The organism is Kordia algicida OT-1 (genome assembly GCF_000154725.1).
Taxonomy (GTDB): domain Bacteria; phylum Bacteroidota; class Bacteroidia; order Flavobacteriales; family Flavobacteriaceae; genus Kordia; species Kordia algicida.
This window is the reverse complement of sequence record NZ_DS544873.1, coordinates 3,276,209-3,298,774: the sequence shown is the minus strand read 5'-3', so window position 1 is coordinate 3,298,774 and position 22,566 is coordinate 3,276,209. Positions and strand designations below refer to the sequence as shown.

The 22,566-nt window shown below is 34.6% G+C and carries 20 protein-coding genes; 9 read left to right on the top strand and 11 right to left on the bottom strand.

Going from position 1 to position 22,566, the window contains the following annotated elements; genetic code table 11:
• Window positions 1–45 precede the first annotated feature (45 nt).
• Window positions 46–4,632 (top strand): lamin tail domain-containing protein, encoded by a 4,587-nt coding sequence (locus tag KAOT1_RS14140; RefSeq protein ID WP_083777310.1) that lies wholly within the window; start codon window positions 46–48, stop codon window positions 4,630–4,632.
• On the opposite strand, the gene KAOT1_RS14135 is transcribed toward KAOT1_RS14140, so the two are convergent.
• The 8 genes from KAOT1_RS14135 to KAOT1_RS14100 form a co-directional block, all read right to left on the bottom strand.
• Entirely contained in the window at window positions 4,633–5,274 is a 642-nt protein-coding gene (locus KAOT1_RS14135) for a Dph6-related ATP pyrophosphatase (RefSeq protein ID WP_007095518.1), read from the bottom strand.
• A gap of 373 nt (window positions 5,275–5,647) precedes the next feature.
• A complete protein-coding gene (locus tag KAOT1_RS14130; RefSeq protein ID WP_007095517.1) occupies window positions 5,648–6,679 on the bottom strand; it encodes a hypothetical protein in 1,032 nt (343 codons plus the stop codon).
• Window positions 6,680–6,794: 115 nt separating this feature from the next.
• Window positions 6,795–7,574, bottom strand: coding sequence for an ATP-grasp domain-containing protein (locus KAOT1_RS14125; protein ID WP_007095516.1), 780 nt, complete (start codon window positions 7,572–7,574; stop codon window positions 6,795–6,797).
• A gap of 49 nt (window positions 7,575–7,623) precedes the next feature.
• Window positions 7,624–8,484, bottom strand: coding sequence for a tetratricopeptide repeat protein (locus tag KAOT1_RS14120; RefSeq protein ID WP_007095515.1), 861 nt, complete (start codon window positions 8,482–8,484; stop codon window positions 7,624–7,626).
• A gap of 134 nt (window positions 8,485–8,618) precedes the next feature.
• A complete protein-coding gene (locus KAOT1_RS14115) occupies window positions 8,619–9,080 on the bottom strand; it encodes a hypothetical protein (protein WP_007095514.1) in 462 nt (153 codons plus the stop codon).
• Window positions 9,081–9,104: 24 nt separating this feature from the next.
• Window positions 9,105–9,317 (bottom strand): hypervirulence associated TUDOR domain-containing protein, encoded by a 213-nt coding sequence (locus tag KAOT1_RS14110; RefSeq protein WP_007095513.1) that lies wholly within the window; start codon window positions 9,315–9,317, stop codon window positions 9,105–9,107.
• Window positions 9,318–9,592: 275 nt separating this feature from the next.
• Window positions 9,593–11,140, bottom strand: a complete 1,548-nt coding sequence (locus KAOT1_RS14105; protein ID WP_007095512.1) for an Rne/Rng family ribonuclease — start codon at window positions 11,138–11,140, stop codon at window positions 9,593–9,595.
• Window positions 11,141–11,463: 323 nt separating this feature from the next.
• A complete protein-coding gene (locus KAOT1_RS14100) occupies window positions 11,464–11,754 on the bottom strand; it encodes an HU family DNA-binding protein (protein WP_007095511.1) in 291 nt (96 codons plus the stop codon).
• A gap of 130 nt (window positions 11,755–11,884) precedes the next feature.
• Here KAOT1_RS14100 and mutY point away from each other — a divergent pair, with 130 nt between their 5' ends.
• From mutY to gldD, 4 genes are read left to right on the top strand one after another with little or no spacing between them, the layout of a single operon-like run.
• The gene (mutY, locus tag KAOT1_RS14095; protein ID WP_007095510.1) at window positions 11,885–12,922 is read left to right on the top strand and encodes an A/G-specific adenine glycosylase; all 1,038 of its coding nucleotides are present in this window, start codon (window positions 11,885–11,887) and stop codon (window positions 12,920–12,922) included.
• A gap of 43 nt (window positions 12,923–12,965) precedes the next feature.
• Complete coding sequence (locus KAOT1_RS14090) at window positions 12,966–13,451, top strand: single-stranded DNA-binding protein (protein ID WP_007095509.1); 486 nt, start codon at window positions 12,966–12,968, stop codon at window positions 13,449–13,451.
• 26 nt (window positions 13,452–13,477) lie between these two features.
• A complete protein-coding gene (locus tag KAOT1_RS14085) occupies window positions 13,478–14,782 on the top strand; it encodes a gliding motility-associated protein GldE (protein ID WP_007095508.1) in 1,305 nt (434 codons plus the stop codon).
• Window positions 14,779–15,342, top strand: coding sequence for a gliding motility lipoprotein GldD (gldD, locus tag KAOT1_RS14080; protein WP_007095507.1), 564 nt, complete (start codon window positions 14,779–14,781; stop codon window positions 15,340–15,342). Before KAOT1_RS14085 ends, gldD begins: the two co-directional genes overlap by 4 nt.
• A 515-nt stretch (window positions 15,343–15,857) precedes the next feature.
• On the opposite strand, the gene KAOT1_RS14075 is transcribed toward gldD, so the two are convergent.
• Window positions 15,858–16,364, bottom strand: coding sequence for a cation transporter (locus KAOT1_RS14075; RefSeq protein WP_007095505.1), 507 nt, complete (start codon window positions 16,362–16,364; stop codon window positions 15,858–15,860).
• 124 nt (window positions 16,365–16,488) lie between these two features.
• Between KAOT1_RS14075 and KAOT1_RS14070 the strand changes: the two genes are divergently transcribed.
• Window positions 16,489–17,373 carry a DMT family transporter gene (locus KAOT1_RS14070; protein ID WP_007095504.1) on the top strand — a complete coding sequence of 295 codons (885 nt, stop codon included), beginning with the start codon at window positions 16,489–16,491 and terminating at the stop codon, window positions 17,371–17,373.
• Between the two features lie 74 nt (window positions 17,374–17,447).
• On the opposite strand, the gene KAOT1_RS14065 is transcribed toward KAOT1_RS14070, so the two are convergent.
• Together KAOT1_RS14065 and KAOT1_RS14060 are read right to left on the bottom strand one after the other, a co-directional pair.
• On the bottom strand, window positions 17,448–19,535 hold the full coding sequence (locus tag KAOT1_RS14065; protein ID WP_007095503.1) for a M16 family metallopeptidase: 2,088 nt from the start codon (window positions 19,533–19,535) through the stop codon (window positions 17,448–17,450).
• 39 nt (window positions 19,536–19,574) lie between these two features.
• Window positions 19,575–20,903, bottom strand: coding sequence for a M16 family metallopeptidase (locus KAOT1_RS14060; RefSeq protein ID WP_007095502.1), 1,329 nt, complete (start codon window positions 20,901–20,903; stop codon window positions 19,575–19,577).
• Window positions 20,904–21,070: 167 nt separating this feature from the next.
• Here KAOT1_RS14060 and KAOT1_RS14055 point away from each other — a divergent pair, with 167 nt between their 5' ends.
• The 3 genes from KAOT1_RS14055 (at window position 21,071) to rpmA (ending at window position 22,546) form a co-directional block, all read left to right on the top strand.
• Window positions 21,071–21,520, top strand: a complete 450-nt coding sequence (locus KAOT1_RS14055) for a DUF4199 domain-containing protein (protein WP_007095501.1) — start codon at window positions 21,071–21,073, stop codon at window positions 21,518–21,520.
• A 77-nt stretch (window positions 21,521–21,597) separates the two neighbouring features.
• Window positions 21,598–22,245, top strand: a complete 648-nt coding sequence (gene rplU, locus KAOT1_RS14050) for a 50S ribosomal protein L21 (RefSeq protein ID WP_007095500.1) — start codon at window positions 21,598–21,600, stop codon at window positions 22,243–22,245.
• A gap of 40 nt (window positions 22,246–22,285) precedes the next feature.
• Window positions 22,286–22,546 (top strand): 50S ribosomal protein L27, encoded by a 261-nt coding sequence (gene rpmA, locus KAOT1_RS14045; RefSeq protein WP_007095499.1) that lies wholly within the window; start codon window positions 22,286–22,288, stop codon window positions 22,544–22,546.
• The last annotated feature ends 20 nt before the right edge of the window (window positions 22,547–22,566 follow it).

The following is a 22,566-nucleotide window of genomic DNA, read 5'->3' as shown; positions in this document are numbered from 1 at the left end:
TAGCCAATTATCTAGTATATTAGTAAACTCATTAAATGTAGCGGAATGAAAAAAAAAATAACCCTAGTTTTCTTTTTTCTAATGTGTTTTATTGGAAATAGTCAAACAGTAATTGATTTTGAAACTGTAAATAGTGGTTACACGCCTTCAGGGACTTCAGGAACTGGATTTACAGACGTTTTCAACAGAACAAATGCAGATTTACCAAATACTACATCAGAAACAGGTTTTTATTGGGCAATAGAAGATACATCACTCTCAAATCCAAGTATAGATTTAGATCAAATTGATGTAACAGGTTCTGCTGATTTTACATTTTCAATAGATATGGTAGCACATCATTACCTAGATTGGGACACATCAGATGAGCTTTTAATAACATATTCTGTAGATGGAGGAAGCTATCAAAACTTAATGTGGGTGCAAAGTATTCCTGATGGAGACATTTCCAATTCTGTCGCTGCACTTGATACAGATTTTGATGGTGATGGTGAATGTGGTAATGTATTACCAGCTTTAACAACAGGTACAAATGCAGGATGTACAGTATCATCATCTGATTTTCAAACATTTTCAACATCTGCAATAACACTATCGGGAAATAGTACACTTGATATACGATTACAATTTAACGGACTTACAGCTGGTGATGAAGGAATATATTTAGATAACATCACTATCACAGAAACAAGCGCCTGTACTGACGCCATGGATTTTTCAAACGTACAATTTCCAACAACATCACAAACCATAACTGTTGGTGATAACTTCACAGTATTTGCGCAAACTTACGAGCCTGGCGTTACAGAAGCTGCTGGAGCAGGAACTGGCGTAGAAGCATGGATTGGTTATAATACAACAAATAACGATCCTAGTGTAGATGCAGGATGGACTTGGATTCCAGCGACATTTAATGTGCAAGTAGGAAATAACGATGAATTTAGCGCTGAAATTGGTTCCGCATTACCCACAGGAACCTATTATTATGCAAGTCGTTTTAGACTCAATAACTGCAACTTTACTTATGGAGGTTCTGGTGGCGACTGGAATAATGACTCAGTACAACTTACCGTAAATCCTGATGTGGCAGATTTCTGTAATGTAGATTTTCCGAAATCAGCAACGATCACAGAAGGCGATTCATTCAATGTATATGCACAAATTTATGAACCAGGAATTACAGATGCTGTAGGACAAGGTGCTAATGTAGAAGCTTGGATTGGTTACAGTGCCATTGATAATGATCCGAGAGTAGATGCTGGTTGGATTTGGGTTGCCGCAACATATGACTCAGATGTTGGGAATAATGACCAATACACCGCAGAAATCGGTTCTTTACGAACACCAGGAACGTATTATTATGCTTCACGATTCAGAATAAATGGTAGCGATTTTACCTATGGAGGAATTCTTGCAGACAATATGGGGAACTTTTGGGACCCTGTAACGTATAACTCCGGAATATTAACCGTAAACGCGCCACCATTAGCAGATGTTGTCATTACAGAAATCATGTATAATTCTACGGGAACAGACGACGAATGGGTTGAAATCTGTAATAACTCCGGAAGTACACAAAGTCTAAGTTTATATACTATAGAAGTAAACAGTTCTACCGTATATACTTTTTCTGGCGGAACCACCATTGCAGACGGAACTTGTATCACTATTGGAATTGGAAGTAATGGAGATGGAAATTTCAATCCAGGATGTAACTTTACACCAGATTTTGGACTCAACGGAAGTATCGACAATTCCAATAACTTACCCAACTCAACACAAACAATCACATTATTTGCCGCAGATGGAACAACAGCGGCAGATGCTGTTACATATAATACAGGAGACGGCGCTAATGGTAATGGAAACTCATTACACGTGATTGATGCTTCTTTAGATAATTCTGATACAGGAACTAATTGGCAAGAAGTTACCAATGGCGGATCGCCAGGAACAAACTCTTTAACATCACCATGTGCAACAACACAAGTAGAATTTGTAAACACAACCTCAACACTTGCTGAAGATGGATTGTTTATTGATATTTGTGTCGAAATTGTAAATCCAAGCGGAAGCACAGCAACAACGGTAGAAGTAGCACTTGATGGAGCAAGCACAGCAACCAACGGAACAGACTACGACGATGGCGCAGGAACACCAGCCGCGATCTCATTTCCTGTTACACTCACATTTCCTGCAGGTTCATCAGCAAACCAATGTGTAACAATATTTATTTCAAACGATGATGCAGTTGTAGAACCAAGCGAAACCGTAATTCTGAATTTACAAAATGTTTCAGGTGGCACTACAGCTTCTATTGCAACAAATTCTACGCATACACTCACCATTACAGACAATGATGGTGCTGGTTCTACTGATATCATGATTACTCAGTATTATGAAGGTGCGGGAATTAATAAATGGGTTGAAGTAAAAAATGTAAGTGGTGCTGTGATTCCAGCAAACACCTATTATATTGTGATATTAAACAATGCAGATGCTGATAATCCAACTGCAGCTGATCCAACTGCGGGCGGTTCGCCTTCAGCAAATAACAATCTACTCATCAGTACCGATATGGCAGTAGATGAGGTAAGACGCTATAAACATAACAGTGCTACTGTGCCTGCGTACGCAACTCCAGGAGAAGTTGGTTATGACGGAAATCCAACATTTAACTTTGCAGCTGCAGCAAGTATGTTCAGTGGTGACGATTTGGTCATTATTTCTACCACAAATGATAGTTCTACTTGGGCAAATAGAGTAGATGTTATTGGTAATGGTACAACTTGGGGAAATCGTAGATGTTTTGTACGAAACACCTGTGTGTCCACTGAACCTTCAACAACTTTTGACCTGAATGATTGGGTAGAATTTACAGATGCCGAAGTAGAAAATTCTTTAACAGGAACAAATCCATATCTAGGAGAACATGAAGAAGCCGTAACAACTTGGAATGGTGCTTCTTGGAGTAATGGATTGCCTGAAAGATCACGATTTGTAGCATTATCGGGAAATTACAATGTTGGAGTAAGCGGCGATCTAGAAGTGTGCTCACTAATGGTAGATGCTGGTATTACAGTGACAATTCCTGCGGGATCTTATATAGATATTGAAAATGATCTGAGGGTAGACGATACTGGAATTATCAATATAAATCATGAAGGCTCACTTGTCATGGTAAATGATGCAGGCGTTGTTACTCTAAACGGAACGGGAATGATTAATGTTGAAAAAACAACAGCTTCATTTGAGCAATACGATTATACGTATTGGTCTTCGCCTATAGCAAGTACAACATTTGGAACTTCTTTAGGAACATGGCGTTTAGACAGAACTTTTAGATATGTAGCATCTAATTTTGAAGATTTAGATGATGATGAGTTTGACGATAACGACGATGTTTGGGCACATATTCTATCAACAGATACGATGACGCCAGGTGTTGGATATGCCGTAATGGGACCAACAACAGGAAGCTTTCCGCGAACAGAAAATGTGACATTTAGTGGCGCCGTAAACAACGGAGTTATCACAGCGCCAATAAGTTTAAGTGCTGATGCTACCGATACTGAAGACGATTGGAATTTTGTTGGAAATCCGTATCCTTCAGCAATAAGTGCTGACGATTTTGTCACGTTAAACACAAATATTTCAGGAACGCTATACTTTTGGACACATATTGATGACGTCTCAATATCAAATCCTGGACCAGATTTATTTAATTACAGTACAGACGATTATGCAATGTACAATACGGTTGGTGGTGTTGGTACAGGTTCTACAAGTGGAAGTACTGCGCCAACTGGTTTCATAGCTTCTGGGCAAGGTTTCTTTATAGAAGCTATTACTGCGGGAACGGTTACGTTTAACAATAGCTTGCGAAGCAACACATATAGCAATGATAATTTTTACAGACCTGCAAATGCAGAAACGACTACGGAAACAACTGAAGAACGTGATCGAATTTGGCTAAATCTTACAAATCCTGATGGCGCATTTAGCCAACTGTTAATAGGTTTCTTGGATGATGCAACGTTGCAAAAAGACAGATTGTACGACGGAATCCGATTGAATGGTTCTAACTACTTGAGTTTTTACTCAAACGATGCAACGAATAACAAATACGGAATTCAAGGAAGACCAACATTTGTAGAAACAGACATTGTTCCGTTAGGATATGATGCTAGAATTTTGGGCGATATCACAATTAGTATTGATAATATAGAAGGAATTTTGAACACAGCTGATGTCGATGTATATCTAAAAGATTTAGAGTTGAATATCACACACGATTTAAAACAATCGGATTACACATTTACCACAACAGATGGCGTTTTTCCAAACAGATTTCAATTAGAATTTATTAACAATGCAATTTTAAGCGTGGAAGATGAAGTGCTTGATGATAATGCTTTGGCAGTCTATTTGAACGATAACAAAGAAATTGAAATCAAACAACGCACACGAACAATCATCAATAGTGTTACAGTATATTCTATGTTAGGGCAACAAATAGGTACAATTACAGATATGAATCAGAAGATATCTTTACGTACACAAGCTTCAGGCGTATATGTAGTTGTGATTGATACAGAAAAAGGGCAAATTAAAAAGAAAATAACGCGATAATCACGCAAGCGACAATTCTAAAAAATGATAACCAGTTCCATTGTGTAGCTTTTTTCCTTGTACAACATCTATTGGATTTTTGAATAATGGACAATCTATAACAACGGTATGAAATTCGCCATTTTCTCCGCAAACATCTACACCTTTTGCTTCAAGTAATTCAATGGTTTCTTTGTTAATGATTCTTCCCAAAAAATCTTGTCCCAAATGATCGTTACAAGAAACAATCATCGCAACAATTCCTGCTGCTACCATTTCGGTAACCAATGCGCTGCGATCTTGTTGCCAAAGCGGTAAATTACAGTTGATTTTTGCGGCATTGCAGACTTTTTCCTCCCATTCGCGATGTGATTCTATATCAATATCTCCAAAAACGACATCGGTTAATTCATACTGATTCGTAAGCATTCTCAGCTTATTAATAAACTTTTCTGTATAATCACTCCAAGTTGCAGCAATAAAGTGAATGGAAGCGCCTAAAGCATCAGCTTGCGCACGTAATAAGGCTTTGGTAAGTCCGTGTGAGCGACTAATCTCACCATTTTCATTCAAAGCATTTAGCAAAACTATTGGTCGTTCTTGCATTTGCATCAGTGCATAACAAGAATCTTTTCCGCCAGACCAAGAACAAAGTAGTTTCATAATAAAAATTTGATTTGGAAACTTTTCTTTTCCGCAGTATAATAGGGATTTTTCGTTAAAAATTTTCGAAGCCTTGGAGAAAATTTAGAAGAATTCATGCGGTTTTAGTTTTTCACTACAAGAAAAACTAAAAATACCTCTGGAAAAGTTCCCTTTCTTTTGTTTCTTTTCTTTGGGTAAGCAAAGAAAACGACAATAGCAGATAAAAAATGTATTTTGCTATAGAAATATTCTTGATTCATTAATAGTATCAATTGAATAAGTTATTTAAGACTGATGTTAAATTGTTTTACGGAAGTAAATCAGATAAAAATAACAAGCAAAATCTTCTTATTACGAAATCTCACAATTATTTTACAAAAATTATCAAAACCTAAGTCAGCGGATAATAGACTTCATCTAATGAAAACCCAATTACATGAGATAAATACGGCGCTTCATGTAAAATAATTTCGTCTCCTGTGTGTAACTTTTGATAGATATCTTCTGAAACCGAAAGTGAACCATAGGTAGTTTTAATCGCTCGTTTTTGACTTTTTGCGCCGTTTCTAGACATGGTAGTAAAAAGCTTGTCGGTTATTTGTGTGGTAATCAATTTTTTTCGTCCTTCACTCACAAACTTTTGGTAATTCATATAAAAACGAATGAGTTTGTATAAACGATATATCAAAATAAGTGGCAACGGAAACAGAAATACCAAAAGTCCGCCCAAATTACTTACCAACAAACCTACCACGGGAAAAGCGAAAAATGCAATTCCAATCAATCGAGAACGTAATTTTTTATTATAAAAACGTTTTACAAAATCTTTATCTCTTGCGGTTAGTGGTGCTTTTCTAATCTTAGAATCTGGATATGTTTTTCGTGAATAGCGTTGCACATGTTTCTGTTCGTCAACAGCTTCTTCAAGAATTTCGTAGTGTAACAATGCATTTGATTTTGGAGCAATTTCAAAATAAATTTCATCGCCAACACTTACCTTACTATACATAGGATATTCCACATTATGCTCTGTTCCTGCTACTGTAATGTAGTAATCTCGCTTGGTACTTGTTCTGCTTCCGCCAGTTCTTCTGCCGCCAGCAGTAGATCTTCCGTGCGATGTACTTTGACTAATATTGAGTCGTTTATCTTCTACAACTCCTTCAAAACAATTTTTAACACCAATTTTAATATCCTGAATGTTGCTCCATGCTATAAATACAATCACACCCGCAAAAAACAATCCAAAAACACCAAAAATAATCAGAGGTATATATCCAAAACCGTCACTTTTTGAGAAGTCTTTGAGTACAGACGAATAAATCATATAAAAAATAGCTATAGCAATAGCAGCAAAGAAAGCAACGAATATCAATTTTTTTCGAAGAATCTTTTTGTCTTTTGGAGTAAGTGGTTTTTGCATGGTATGTTAATTTCGAGATAAAAATAAATTTTATCTGTTGAAAAGAAAATACGAAGAATTACGTATTTCTATGTTCAAAGTCTCAAAAAATTTGAATAGTTTTTGTTGGAAGAAACTACGCTGAAAAATAAATATCCAATGCTTTTATCAAACTATGTACGTTGAGGTTTGGATAAAATCCGGCGCTATTGATGCAGTTGATTTCTACAATTTTCCAGCCATAATTTGTCAGGCAAATATCCATTACAAAGGCTTCGGCAACTTCGTATATTTGAAGCATTTTTTTAGCAAAATTGATTCCTTCAGAGGAAACTTCAGCTTCAAACATCACATCGCCATTAAATTTATAATACACAGCAGCTACAATTTGTCCGCCAACAATCCACAAACGTGCTTCTTTGTATATTTCTTTTGGGATAGAAGCCTGAATTAACGATTTGCCATTGAGCAATGGAGTTCTTGGGTTTTCGAGCGAATTTGCCACAAAATCTGTCCATTTTGTCTCTGTAAATACGTTTCCTGTAAAGATTTTAGCATCTTTATAGGGTTTGATGAATTTTTGTTCGTTTGGTTTCCAGGAAATTGCATTTTGAAACTCAAAAACTTCCACATCGTAGTTGAGCAAATTGTCTTTATAATAATTAGAATAGATTTTATATTGATGATTTCCGCCATAAAACGATCCAGGATTCCAATGTGTATTTACTTTCGCGAGTCGTGCCAATTTTACCGAACCGTACACGAAAACGTCTGTACGATCAGCTTGTATGGTAATTTCTTGTGTTTCTGAATTCAGTTCAATTTTTTCGTAAGGAATATTCAAATCCTGCAACGCATCAAAAATACGATTGTGATCTGGATCAGAATAAATATTCGATTGTACTAAAAAAAGCATGTGAAGTGAAAGTAGTTTTGTGTATTCTATTGAAGATGTTGAAAAGCATTTATTTTTTATCCCAATTACTTTCAAAAATATCAATAAACTGAGCGTATCGCGAACCTTCTTCGGCAAATTCTCGTGTTAATTTTGCCCAAATATCAAACTTTTCTCTATTGCGTAATTGAAAATAAGTTTGTGCCATATTGACTGCCATTTCACTTTTCTCAAAATCATTATCAGAAAGTAAAATTCCTCTTTGGTAAATGGCTTCTGCGTCTTCTATACGATTTAAATTTTTATAAGAATAGCCTAATTCTCTGTAGAAATAATAATTTTCAGGATTGTTTTCAATGGCTTTTTTCAATACAGGAATGGCTTTTTCAAATTGTTCCAATGCGTTGTATGCGTACGATAATTCAAATTCTAAACCTTGAAAATGCGGATCTTTTTCGTAAGCTTTCAACAAAGGTTTTAAGGCAAATTGACTTGCGCCAACATGATTGTAATGATATCCTATTCGTGTCAAATAGGAAACTTTTTGGGCGTCACGTTTGTAAATTTTTAGCCAGTCTGGTTGTTCTGGCAGTTCTAAAGCAGTGCGTTGTATAGGAGTTAAAATTGCTACCTTTCCTGCATTTGGCGTGAGTCTGAGTTTTAAGTTTATAGTATCAGGAGTTGCTATTTTTTTTACGCCATCTGGAGTTGGCAAAATATCACATTCATAATTCATGGTAAAACCAGCTTGCTGATCGATGTAAATAAAGCCTACAGAAATTTTGGCATTTTCCTCATCACCAATAAAAGCAACCCATTTGTCAACAGCTTCATAATATTTTTTATCAAATTTAAGTCTGGCGTTTTCCTTTTGGGCAAAGCTAGAGTTGTAGATAAAGAGTATGGCGAAAAGCGTAATTAGTTTTTTCATGAGTCGTACTTATGTAATTCGTATACTCAAATGTAACAGAATTAGGCTTCACAAAAAAAATAAAATGCGTAAACACAGGTTTTTAGTCTGTGAATCGTCCTAAAATGGTAGTGACTTTGATTTTAGGATATTCTTTAATTAAAATCCAATTTTCGATTAAAATTTCCCAAAATTGAACTTGGATAAAACATGGTAAAAATACTTTGTAGTGTTAGTTTTCTGTTCTTTTCAGGGATATCTTGCCAATATAGTTCTTGTGGATAAATGATTTTATTAATTTTCCCTGTATAATCGCCACATTCTAATTTTAATTCTTCTTGGTAAATAGGATGAATTTCAAAATGCTTCTCAAATGCTTCAAAATCCTCCGTTTTATACGTGTAAGGTATTTTGTAGATTTTATTATCTTTTCCTGTAATTTCGATGAAAATTCCGTCGTTATCCAAAACATATCGAGTACTTATAGAAATATGTTTGATATTTTTGAGTAGAATTCGAAACGATTCACAATACATTGCTTTGCCTGTTTCTTGCAAAGGAAATGCTTCAAAAAATAATTCTTCTTCTGTGATATTGATGCCGCGATTTGGAAACATAATTACTTGTTTTAAGTTTGTAGATTAATCATTGCGTTCAACTTCACTTTCAAGTTTTAAAACGCTTGTGCTGTCTTCTTGTTTTATAAGAAGTGCTTTGTCATCATCTGAACCTTTTCGGGTAATTTCGGTGCCGTTAATTGTTTTTGAGATTGATTCTGTATAGGTTTCTTCAACCTTTCCTTCTGCATAACCGTTTCCCCATTTCCATTTTACTTCTGTTCCTTTTCGTATCATTTCTTTGTTTTTTCTTAAAGATACATCAAACGTAAAGCTTTCAAAAACAGATTGTTTCTTTTGAATTGATCGAGTTAACTTTTTTATTGAATGAGAACAAAATCAAAAAGTCATGTATTATTTAAAAAATAGCTACTGCAACTACAGAAGATATGTTGCCGCAATTGAGTTATTTGAAGTTTGAAGAAAACCTGAAATAATTTTTCAATCACTCTGTTTTCAATCTTTTCATAACTTTTAAAACAAAAAAAGCGACCAATTACGGTCGCTTTTCATTAGTTGTAGATTTCATCGTTTTTGTCTTTAAAACGATATTCTAGATACGTGTAAGCATCTCTTGGTAATATTTTTACCCATTTTTTGTGTTCTAAAAACCACTTAAAACGGATGGATGGAAATCCTTTTGTGAGATACGCCGCAATAAAAGGATGCGTGTTTAACGTAACTCCGTTGAAGCCATCTTTCTTGGCTAAAATTCTTTCTAGATCAGTCGTAATTTTGTCTACGAGAACAATGGGAGCTTCTACTTCGCTTCCGCCACCATTTGGGTTTTTCTCGCGTGTTTTAATATTTACTTCTGGTCGTACTCTTTGTCGCGTAATTTGTACCAAACCAAATTTGCTAGGAGGTAATATTTTATGTTTCGCTCTGTCATCTTTCATTTCTGTCTTCAAATGATCGAATAGAGTTCTGCGGTGTTCTGCATTGGTCATATCGATAAAGTCGATTACGATAATTCCTCCCATATCGCGTAATCGTAGTTGCCTAGCAATTTCTCTTGCGGCAATTAGGTTGACTTCTAATGCAGTGTCCTCTTGTGTTTTGGCTTTGTTAGAACGGTTACCACTGTTTACATCAATAACATGTAATGCTTCGGTATGCTCAATTACTAAATAAGCGCCTTTACTCATGGAAACTGTTTTTCCAAAAGAGGTTTTAATTTGTCGTTCTACTCCATATTTTTCAAAGAGTGGAACTTTTGATTGGTACAATTTTACTATAGACTCTTTTTTTGGTGCAATTTTCTGCACGTATTCTTTAATCTCGTAATAAAGATCTTCATCATCTACTTGAATTCCTGTGAATGATTCGTTAAAAATGTCTCTTAATATAGAAGACGCTTTGTTCATTTCACTTAGTACTTTCGACGGATGTTCTGCTTTATACAATTTTTTGCACATCGTTGACCATTTTGTCAACAAGTTTTGCAAGTCTTGGTCCAATTCAGCTACTTTTTTGCCTTCAGCTACTGTACGTACAATAACGCCAAAACCTTTAGGCTTGATACTGAGTACCAAACGTTTTAAACGGTCTTTTTCTTCTTTACTTTCTATTTTTTGAGATATAGAAACACGCTCCGAAAAGGGAACAAGTACAATATATCGTCCAGCAATAGAAAGTTCCGAACTAATTCTAGGACCTTTGGTCGAAATTGGCTCTTTCACAATTTGCACTAATATAGATTGATTGGCTTTTACAGCATCCATAATGCTACCATTTTTGTCTATATTTGATTCAAACGGAAAGTTTTTTAATGTATAATCTTTTAATTTACCTGTGCTTACACGTTTTATAAATTTTAGTAAGGAAGGAAGTTGCGGTCCTAAATCGTGGTAATGTAAAAAGGCGTCTTTTTCGTAGCCAACATTTACAAAAGCTGCATTTAGTCCAGAAACGGGTTTTCTTATTTTGGCAAGAAATATGTCTCCAACTGCAAAATCATTGTTATCTTCTTCCTTATGTAATTCTATAAGTTTTCCATCCTTTAGCAAGGCAAAATCAACTTCAGAGGAATTGGATCTAATAATTAATTCTTTATTCACTCTGATTTAATTTTTATCCATACATAAATGTACAGATGGATTAAACAATTTTCACAGGTATTGTTTTTACCCAATAAAATATACATACGCTCACGCAAGCACAAGACAGAAGTGCTTACTTAGGTATGCAATTTTTTTTCAAAGAACGTTGTGTTTTATAAATTACTATAAAACAAAGAAGTAGTTTGCTATAAACTACTTCTTCTTGTGACGATTAGCTCTTCTTCTCTTTTTACGCTTATGCGTAGCCACCTTGTGTCTTTTTCTTTTTTTACCACTTGGCATAATGCTCTATGTTTTTAATTAATAAATTATTTTTTCAATTACTTTACTTCAACGTTGCTCTTTACGCCTTCAACAAAAACTTTTGCAGGTTTAAATGCAGGAATATTGTGTGCAGGAATTTTAATTGTAGTGTTCTTAGAGATGTTTCTTCCAGTTTTTTCTGCTCTAGTTTTAATGATAAAACTACCAAAACCTCTTAAGTAAACATTGTCTCCACTCTCTAAAGAATTCTTCACTTCTTCCATAAAAGTTTCTACAGTTGCCTGTACATCACCTTTTTCCATTCCTAATTTTTCTGAAATCTTTGCTACGATGTCCGCTTTCGTCATTTTAATATATTTTGTTTATTCGTTATAAAATTAAGGGATGCAAATATATAATTAATTAGATAATATTTATATTCTAATTGATTAAAATTTAACGATATAAAGATTTATTTTTGCACATTATTTTGATTTGATGAACTTTTCCAAAGAAATTATACAGTGGTATTTCCAAAATAAACGCGATTTGCCATGGCGAAAAACCAAAGATCCATACCGAATTTGGCTGTCTGAAATTATGCTGCAACAAACCCGCGTAGCGCAGGGACTACCTTATTATGAGAAGTTTACAGAAGCTTTTCCAACAGTGTATGATTTGGCAAATGCCGAAGAATCGCAGGTGTTAAAACTTTGGCAAGGACTCGGTTATTATTCGCGAGCACGCAATTTGCATTATACCGCAAAAGATATTGTAGAAAACTATAATGGGCAGTTTCCAAGCACGTATAAAGCACTTTTGAAGCTAAAAGGCGTCGGAGATTATACCGCAAGTGCCATTGCTTCGATTTGTTTTGACGAAGTTGCGCCTGTTGTCGATGGAAATGTATACCGCGTTTTGTCTCGCTATTTTGATATAGATACACCTATAAATAGCACGGAAGGCATCAAGAAGTTTAAAGAATTGGCTTTTGAAGTCGTCGATCATGATGATCCAGCAAATTTTAATCAGGCAATTATGGAGTTTGGAGCCGTACAATGCAAACCTCAAAATCCGTATTGCATTATATGTCCGTTGCATGAAAGTTGCGAAGGTTTGAAAAATCAGCGTGTTGACATGTTGCCCGTAAAGTTGAAAAAGACAAAGGTAAAAAAGCGTTGGTTCAATTATTTGGTAGTGGTTTCAAATGCATCAGAGACGCTTCTGGAGAAACGAAAAGGAAAGGGAATTTGGCAAGGATTATATCAGTTTCCTTTATTGGAGACAGAAACGTCGATTGAAACGATTGCCGACTATCAATCTGAAATAGAAGAAATTATAAAGATTAAAGATTTTTCCGTTACAAAGTTTAATGAGAAAGAAATGATTCATAAATTATCACATCAACATTTGTATACGACATTTTGGATTGTAGAAACGACCGATAGTTTAAAAAACGGAATATCTTTGCAGGAAATTAGAACATATCCAGTGCCAATATTGATTGGAAACTTCATTGAAGAATTCAATTTTTAATGGTTTTTTTAGTACATTTGATTATACACATAAATTTTAGAAGATGAGCGGAACACTAAATAAAGTAATGTTGATAGGACACTTGGGCGATGAAGTAAAAATGCATCATTTTGAAGGTGGCGGTTGTATTGGACGTTTTCCGATAGCAACTAATGATTCCTATACGAACAAACAAACAGGTGAACGCGTTGTAAATACCGATTGGCACAATATTGTGGTACGAAATAAAGCTGCGGAAATTTGTGAAAAGTATTTGAGTAAAGGAGATAAGGTATATGTGGAAGGTCGCTTAAAAAATAGACAATGGCAAGGTGAAGACGGCAATACACGCTATTCTACGGAAATACAAGTAACCGATTTTACATTTTTGTCTACAAAGAAAGAATCGCAAGCCAATGCCGCAGCAGGAAATACTAATACTGCTGCTCATACAACCACGAATCATCAAACTGCACAGCCAGTACAACAATCACAACAACAAACGCCACAAACGACGCAAGTTGAGGAAGATGATGATCTGCCATTTTAATCGAAGTTTAATTAATCATTGCCATTTTGGATCCAGAACCCAGTTTACTAATATTTACGACTTCCATTGACGGAATCCTTATTTTTAAGATTGTTTTTTTTGGTATCTTATTATGTTGCTCTGCGTTGATTTCTGGAGCAGAAGTTGCTTTTTTCTCGTTGTCGCAAACAGAAGTGAATGAAGCAGAAGAATCTGATTCTGCTCGTATGCGATTGGTGGCAAAATTACTTCGAAACCCTAAGAAATTATTAGCCACTATTTTGGTTGCGAATAATTTTATAAATATTGCTACTGTGCTATTATTTGCCGCTATTAGTGATGAATTTTTTGCAGAAATTGCAACTCCTTGGATTAAATTACTGATTGAAATTGGTGTTGTTACATTTTTAATTTTGCTTTTTGGGGAAATTCTACCAAAAGTATACGCGAGTCGAAATAAGCACAAGTTTTCGTCCATGATGGCATATCCGTTGAGTGTGCTGGACAAGCTTTTTGCGCCCATTAGTTTGCCGATGAGTTTTGTTTCTGGGTTGATTCAGAAGAATTTTGGAAAACAACGTTCTAATCTTTCGGTAGATCAATTATCGCAAGCATTGGAGTTGACTTCCGAAGACGAAACAACCAAAGAAGAACAGAAAATTTTGCAAGGAATTGTATCGTTTGGAAATACCGATACCAAGCAAGTGATGCAACCGCGAATGGATGTTTTTGCCCTAAAAGAAGACATGAAGTTTGAAGTGGTTTTGAGCGAAATTACCAAAAAAGGATATTCGCGCATTCCTGTGTATAAAGAGAGTTTGGACGAGATTTCAGGAATTTTATATGTCAAAGATTTGATTCCGCATATTGATAAAAAAAGTTTTGCTTGGACCACACTTTTGCGCAATGCGTATTTTGTGCCCGAAAATAAAAAGTTAGACGATTTATTACGTGAGTTTCAAGATAAAAAAATCCATTTAGCAATTGTGGTTGATGAATACGGTGGAACTTCTGGTTTGGTGTCGTTGGAAGATGTGATTGAAGAAATTGTAGGTGATATTAGTGATGAATTTGATGATGAAGATGTGCATTATTCTAAGATTGATGATCGAAACTATGTCTTTGAAGGAAAAACCAATTTGAAAGATTTCTACAAAATTATTGGTGTGGAAGATAATTCAGAATTTGAAGCACACAAAGGAGAATCGGAAACAATTGCGGGTTTTGTGTTGGAAATTTTTAGAGGGTTTCCGAAGATAAAGGATAAAATAAATTTCGGTAATTATACGTTTACGGTGGAAGTGATTGATAACAAACGATTGAAACAAGTAAAAGTAACACGCAAAGAATGAAAATTTTAAATTATATAAGTATCATTTTAGTACTCAGTCTCCTTTTTATTTCTTGTGAAGGAGAAGTGTTACCCAAACCGAAAGCTTTTTTACGATTGGAATATCCGAAAGCAACGTATGCCAAAGTGCAAATGGATTGTCCGTATACGTTTGAGAAAAATGAACTTGCGGTAATTCAGCCTAAAAAAGATTGTTGGATGAATTTGGATTATCCTTTGCTCAACGGAACCGTGCATTTATCATACATTCCTGTAGAAAATAATTTAGAAAAATTAGTAGAAGATATTCAAAAATTAACTTACGAACACGCCGTAAAAGCAGATGCAATTGAACCTACTGTGTATGAAAATAAGGAACAGGGTGTATATGGAATGGTATATGAAGTAGAAGGAAATGCAGCTTCACAAGCACAGTTTTATGTCACTGATAGTACCAAACATTTCTTAACTGGTTCGTTGTATTTTAATGTAAAACCAAATTACGATTCTATTTATCCTGCGGTGAATTATATTAAAAAAGACATTCGTATGATGATTGAATCTTTGAAGTGGGAAGATTAATTAGATTCGCTTCGCTCTTAGACGCGCTATTGCTTTTGGGGCGCTTCGCTGTTAGATGTTGGATCGTTTCAAACCTTATGCTAGCTTTTTATAGAAGCATCATTGATACATTTTCAAATTATCACATTACTAACATTCGCTTCGCTCAATTCAAAGATTTAAAAATTCAATGATTCAAGGTTATTTCTGAGATCATTATTTAATATTATATAAAATGCTAAGTTTTAAATTTTAAATGTGTTTCTAAGAAAAATTTGAGCGTTGTTTGAAACTAATTGCTACATTAATTAGATTCGACTTCGTCTGTTAGGATTAGTAAACTTCTATAATACGTCTTTACGAGGAAGTATGACGAAGTAATCTCATTATTTTAGAACGAATTTACTATTTAAAGTCACAGATTGCCACGAATTTTTCTCAAAATTTTCCCAAAGACGTTTCCAACCATATATTTTAATAAAAAAATCCCCAATCATAATGATTGAGGATTTTTAGGTTTTATATCTTAAAAAAAATTACGCCTTTTTAGTACAGCATTCTTTTTTACAATCTTCGGCGCAAGCCATTTTTTTGTCTTCTTTCTTTGCGCAACATTCCATTTTACAATCAGCTTTACATGCTTTTTTAGCAGCTTCTTTAGCAGAGAATGCATCTACATTTTTCATGTCTGAAATTTTATAGTCACCAGGAACTTTTGCAACTTCTTTAGTAAGTGCTACAAAATCAACTTTAGCTTCGTTGTATTCGACCATTGCTAATTTCTGGTCAAAATCTACCGTTGCAGATTTTACACCTTCCATAGCGGCTAATTTGCTTTCAATACGTTTTGCGCATCCAATAGCACACGTCATTCCATCAATTTTGAATTCAGCTTTGTTGTAGTTTGCGGCTAAGTCTTCTTTGCTAATTTCTTTTTTTACCGTTTCAACTTGTGTATTTACAGTAACAGTTTCAGGCGTTGCGTTGTTTTTGCAGCTTACTACAGCAATCGCCAATACGCAAATAAATAGTATTTTTTTCATTATGATTTTATTTAGTCAATTCATATATAATTTCTGCTTATATGAACATTACAAAATTAAGGAAATATGAATTAATTATTAGAAATATTTGTCGGACTTTTGTGTGATCTTACGAAAAACACTTATGGATGTTTCAAAATTAAAGTGGATTTACCTTTCCTTGTTGTCATTAATTTGGGGAAGTTCTTTTATTCTGATTGATCTTGCGATGGACGGATTGACGCCAATTCAGGTTGGTTCGTTGCGTGTCGTTGTGACCGGAATTTTTATTCTTTCCGCAGGAGCGAATAAGATCAAACTGATTGAAAGCAAGCAATGGAAATGGATTTTTTGGACAGCACTTGCAGGTTCCTTGTTTCCGATGTTTTTGTTTGCAATAGCGCAAGATCAATTGGATAGTTCGGTAGCGAGTATGTTAAATTCGTTAGTACCATTGCACACCATTGTTTTTGGAGTTTTGTTTTTTGGTGTCGTGGTGCAAAAACGCCAGATTTTTGGAGTATTGATTGGTTTGATTGGCGCATTGGTGTTGGTTTTTGCTGGAGCAGAATTTAATCCGAATCAAAATTATTGGTATAGTATTTTTATTCTTTTAGCAACTATTGGATATGGTTTGAATGTAAACATAATAAAACGCTATTTGAACGATTTGAATGCCATTGCAATTGTTGCTGGAAATTTTGTAATTATTACGATTCCTGGGTTGATTATCTTGTGGTATACAGGATTTTTTGAAACGATTTTAGAAAATGAAGCGATGCAAATTGCATTGGGTTACGTTGCTATTTTATCGTTATTTGGAAGTGCCATTGCAAAAGTAATTTACAGTAGATTGGTTCAGATATCGAGTCCCGTTTTTGCTTCATCTGTAACATATACAATGCCAGTTGTTGCGATATTTTGGGGAGTGATTTTTGGAGAAAAATTGAGTTTGTATCAGTTACTTGGAGGCGTTATTATTTTATTGGGCGTGTATTTGGTGAATAATACTAAAAAGAAGAAAACATAAATTAATTTTTAGACATAAAAAAAGCCAAAAATCATTGTGATTTTTGGCTTTCTTAGTTTTATGCTATTGATTTTTTATTCGAAATCTTTTTTTGTTAAAGGCGCATTGACCTTCATTGAAATCGTTGTGAACTCAATTTTTTGCCCTGCAGCAGGAGCTACCATTTTGTAAGGGAATTTTATTCCATCTACTTCTTTGTAGTTTCCGTATGTAGTTTCTTGAGTAACTTCTTGTCCTCCTGGACCTTTTGCCGTTTCAGATTTTTTCACTTTTAAGCCGGAAGCTACATCGTAGTAGTTTGTAGTTTTTCCAGCACCTGAAGTAACTACAATTACATAAGCATCTTTTCCATCTACTGGTTCAATACTTTTTAATTCAATGCTACTGCTATCGTAATTTAATTCAGGGAATAAACCTTTTCTTGATTTCATTTCAGCAAGCATATCTGCTGGCATATCTCTTTTTTGACCTTGTTGTGACATGTATCCTTTTTCTCCATCAAATGATTGTTTGAAAACCGATCCCATTCCAACAACGCTTACATCAGTCATCATCATGTTAGGCGACTTTTGTTTTAATGTTGTAATCATATTCATTCCTTGCATAGAAGCTTCCATTTCTTGTACAAGTGAAGTTACTTTCATTAATTTTTCTTTTCCTCCAACAGCTTTGATATAGTTGTCAATTACCGTTTGGGCAGTAACGCCAGCAGGAATTTCTTTTTTGAATACAGGCTTTTTTGTTGGCGCTCCGTATTGGTCAAAGTATTTAACAGGAATCTTTTTCCCTTCAAAAGTCATGTTTTCCAATGCGTTTACAACTTCGCTTCCTTTTCCTGTAACTACGATACGTAATTTGTCGTTTAAGAAATATTTTTTAGCAGCTCTTAATACATCTTCTTTTGTTACTGCTTCAATTCTTTCTAAGTATGTTTCGTAGAAATCTTTTGGAAGGTCTTGCGTAATGATGTTTAGTGCGTAGTTGGCAATTGTAGAAGGACGCTCAACTCCAGTTACAAATCGTCCAATGTATTTTGCTTTTACATTTTTTAATTCCTCATCAGAAACTAATTCTGTAGACATTTTTTTAATCTCTTTCAAAATCTCAACTACAGCGCTATCAGTTACAGCGTTACGAACACTTGCCGTAGCTCTGAATGTAGAAATTGTTTTTCTGTTGTTTCCGATACTAGAGTATGAACCGTATGTGAATTTTTTGTCTTCACGTAAGTTGTTAAATAAACGTGCTTCTCCACCGCCACCTAAGATGTTGTTGGCGATTAATACAGGGAAATAGTCTTCATCTTTCATTGCTAATGTTACTGTGTTCTGAACGCTTATTTCAGATTGTACAGCATTTTCCATGTTGATGAAGTTGATTTCTGTAGTTGTTGGATTTGTAGCCGTATCGTATGTATCAGCAACAATGGTTCCTTTTTCCCAGTTTTTGAAAAGCTTCTTTACTAATTTTTTAGCATCTCTTGTTTTTACATCTCCAATGATGATTAAATATGCATTGTTTGGCTTAAAGTATTTGTTGTGAAATGCTTTTACATCTTCAAGTGATACATTGTTTACAGATTCTTCTGTGATGAATTCTCCGTAAGGATGATTTGCACCATAAGCTAATACAGATTGAACTCTACCAGCAACAGCCTTCACATTTTTCTTTTCAGATTTTAAGTTTTCTAAAATCTTAGTTCTTTCTGCTTCTAAGTCTTCTTTTGTGAAGTTAGGATTTAAAGCGCCATCTGCCATTAATTCCATAATTCTCGGAAAATACTTTGAAAGGGAGTTTGCAAATGCACTTTGCGAACCAAAATTTAAAGAAGCTCCTAAGTAGTCAACTTCTTCATTAAAATCGTCTTTTGAGATCGAAGTAGAGCCGCTTCCAAGTAACGCACTTACTAAGCTGGTAACTCCTGCTTTTTTCCCTTCAACAATCAAAGGATTGTCAATAGTTAATGTTGCAGAAACTCGTGGTAATTTATGATTTTCTACAATCATTACGGTCAATCCGTTTTTCAGTGTAAATGTCGTTGGCTTTCCAATATTAACTTTCGGTGCAGGTCCTGGTTTTGGCTGCACAGATCTATCTATTTGAGCTTGTATTGTTAGCGATGCTAAAAACAATACAAGGAGTGAAAATATTCTTGTTTTCATCTGTTATTTTTTAATGTTTTTAAAAGATCAGAATCCTTTTTATTTTTTTTCTTGTGTTTTTTCAGCTGGTAAATATTCCAAAATCAAACGTTGGTTTGACTTTAAATATTTGTTCGCTACATTTCTAATTTCTTCTCTTGTAATTGATCTGTAAATATCAATTTCTGTATTGATAAGGTTGGTGTCACCATATAATACATTGAATCTTGCCAACGAGTTTGCAATTCCCTGCACACTTGAATTTGAGTTTACAAAGTTATTTTCAAATTTATTTTGAAGCTTTTGGTAATCTCTTTCAGAAATTAACTCTGTTTGAAGCTTTTTGATCTCAATATCCATTTCAGCAACCAAATCATCTAACGAGTTTTCACCTAATGGAATTGCAAATAAAGCGTATGTTCCATAATCTTCTTGGCTCAAATTTACTGCTTGTACTGCCAAAGCCATTTTCTTTTCATCCACCAAACGCTTGTATAATTTAGAACTCTTTCCGCTACTTAAGTAAGAAGAAATCATATCTAAAACTCTAGCATCTCTTGTTTTGAAAGATGGTGTTCTGTACGTTGCAATAACTGCTGGAATTTGAATATTTTGATCGTATGCTTTTGCACGGAATTCCTGTGTAATAGGATCTTCTTTAGGAAAGTTTCTCTTAACATCTTTTCCTCTTGGAATTGCTGCGAAGTAATCTCTAATCATTTTTTTAGTCTTAGCAGTATCAAAATCTCCTGCAACAACTAATGTAGCATTGTTAGGAACGTAGAATTTTTTATTGAATGCCATAAACTCCTCTAAAGTAGCAGCATCTAAATGTTCCATTTTACCAATGGTAGTTCCTTTGTACGGATGCTTTTTGAACATATTCTTTTTAACTTCTTCAATAATACGTCCGTAAGGCTGATTGTCTACACGAAGTCTTTTTTCTTCTTTCACAACCTCATTTTGAGTATCAACTCCAATTTGATTAATTACAGGATGTAGCATACGTTCTGATTCCATCCATAATCCTAATTGTAAATTGTTTGACGGGAATACTTCATAATAATATGTTCTGTCATCAGTTGTGTTTGCGTTATTGCTTCCTCCATTAGAAGATACAATTTTAAACCATTGTCCACGCTCAATATTTTTTGTTCCTTCAAACAAAAGGTGCTCAAAAAAATGGGCAAATCCAGTACGTTCTGGGTTTTCATCTTTGGCACCTACATGATACATAACAGCTGTAGTGACTACTGGGGCTGAATTGTCTTGGTGAAGAATTACGTGTAGACCATTGTCTAAATCATATTCTTCAAACTTAACTTCTTGTGCTTGCGAAATAAATCCTAAAAGCAACAATGAAGCTATTGAAAATAATCTTTTTCTCATTGCATTAAACTTTTTTTGACTTTAAGTTATTTAGATAGGACGCAAGTTCTATAAAAATGTTACATCTCACAAGAGAACAATCAATTTTTTAAATATTTCATCAAGTCTCATCTTTTTTGTATATTAAAGGAAATCAATTGATTAGAAACCAAAAAAAAGGGAAAAATATGGGAAATAAAATCATTAAATATGGAGGCTTTATTGCAATGAGTCTCATTTTATACTTTTTAATAGTAAGATTGGTAGGCTTGCATGAAAATCCTTGGCTACGTTTGTTAAATGGTGTTATTGTAGCGTTTGGAATATACAAAGTGATTAAAGATGTAAAAAAAGAAAGCGGTGCAAGCTTTAACTATTTTGAAGGATTTAAAGCAGGAATCATTTCAGGATTTGTGGCAACGTTAATTTTTACTCTTTTTATGGGAATTTATATTTTTCATATTGACACTGAGTTTGCCGAAAAAATTATGGCAATGAGCTTGGGAAGTGTTGCTACCGAACCTGGACTTTTACTATTCATTATATTGATAGAAGGTTTTGCTTCTACAGTGGTTTTAAGTCTATTATTTATGCAAAAATTTAAGCCAAGTTGGAATATTAGCAATAAACTACAATAGAAGTGTTTGTAGATTAATTAATTAGATGTATATTTGCGTCCATTTTTGGATAAAATTAATTAATTAAACGATACGCTATGTATGCAATTGTAGAGATAGCAGGGCAGCAATTTAAAGTTGCAAAAGATCAAAAAGTATTTGTTCATCGTTTGGCAACAGAAGAAGGAAAGAAAGTTACTTTCGACAATGTTCTTTTGTTAGATGACAACGGACAAGTTACTATTGGCGCCCCAGCTATAAACGGAGCCGCAGTAGAGGCCAAAGTTTTAAAGCACCTTAAAGGTGATAAAGTTATTGTTTTCAAGAAAAAAAGACGTAAAGGGTACCGTGTGAAGAACGGTCACCGTCAGTCTTTAACAGAAATTGTTGTTGAAAACATTGTAGCTTCTGGAGCTAAAAAAGCAGCACCAAAGAAAGAAGAAGCTAAAAAAGAAGTTGCGAAGCCGGCTGAAAAGCCAGCTGCTAAAAAAGCAACAGGTAAAGCAGATGATTTAAAAAAGATTGAAGGAATTGGTCCTAAAATCGCATCTACTTTAGTAGAAGCTGGAATTGCTACTTTCGCTGAATTAGCGAAAACTGAACCAGCAAAAATTTCTGAAATCATTTCAGGTGTTCGTGGAAACCACGTTACTGATACTTGGCCAGCACAAGCTCAATTAGCTGCTGACGGAAAGTGGGATGAGTTAAAGAAATGGCAAGACGAATTAGATGGTGGTAAAGCATAATTGCATATCACTTAAGTATAACAAATAAAACCTTACTAAGATGGCTCACAAAAAAGGAGTTGGTAGTTCTAAAAACGGTAGAGAATCAGAATCGAAACGATTAGGTGTTAAGATTTTTGGTGGACAAGCAGCAATTGCTGGTAACATACTTGTTAGACAAAGAGGTACTACTCACAACCCAGGAGAAAATGTATATATGGGAAAAGACCATACATTACATGCTAAAGTAGACGGTATTGTGAAATTCACAAAGAAATCAAACAACAGATCTTACGTATCTATCGAACCTTTCGAAGCATAGTTAAGATTTACCCTATAAAA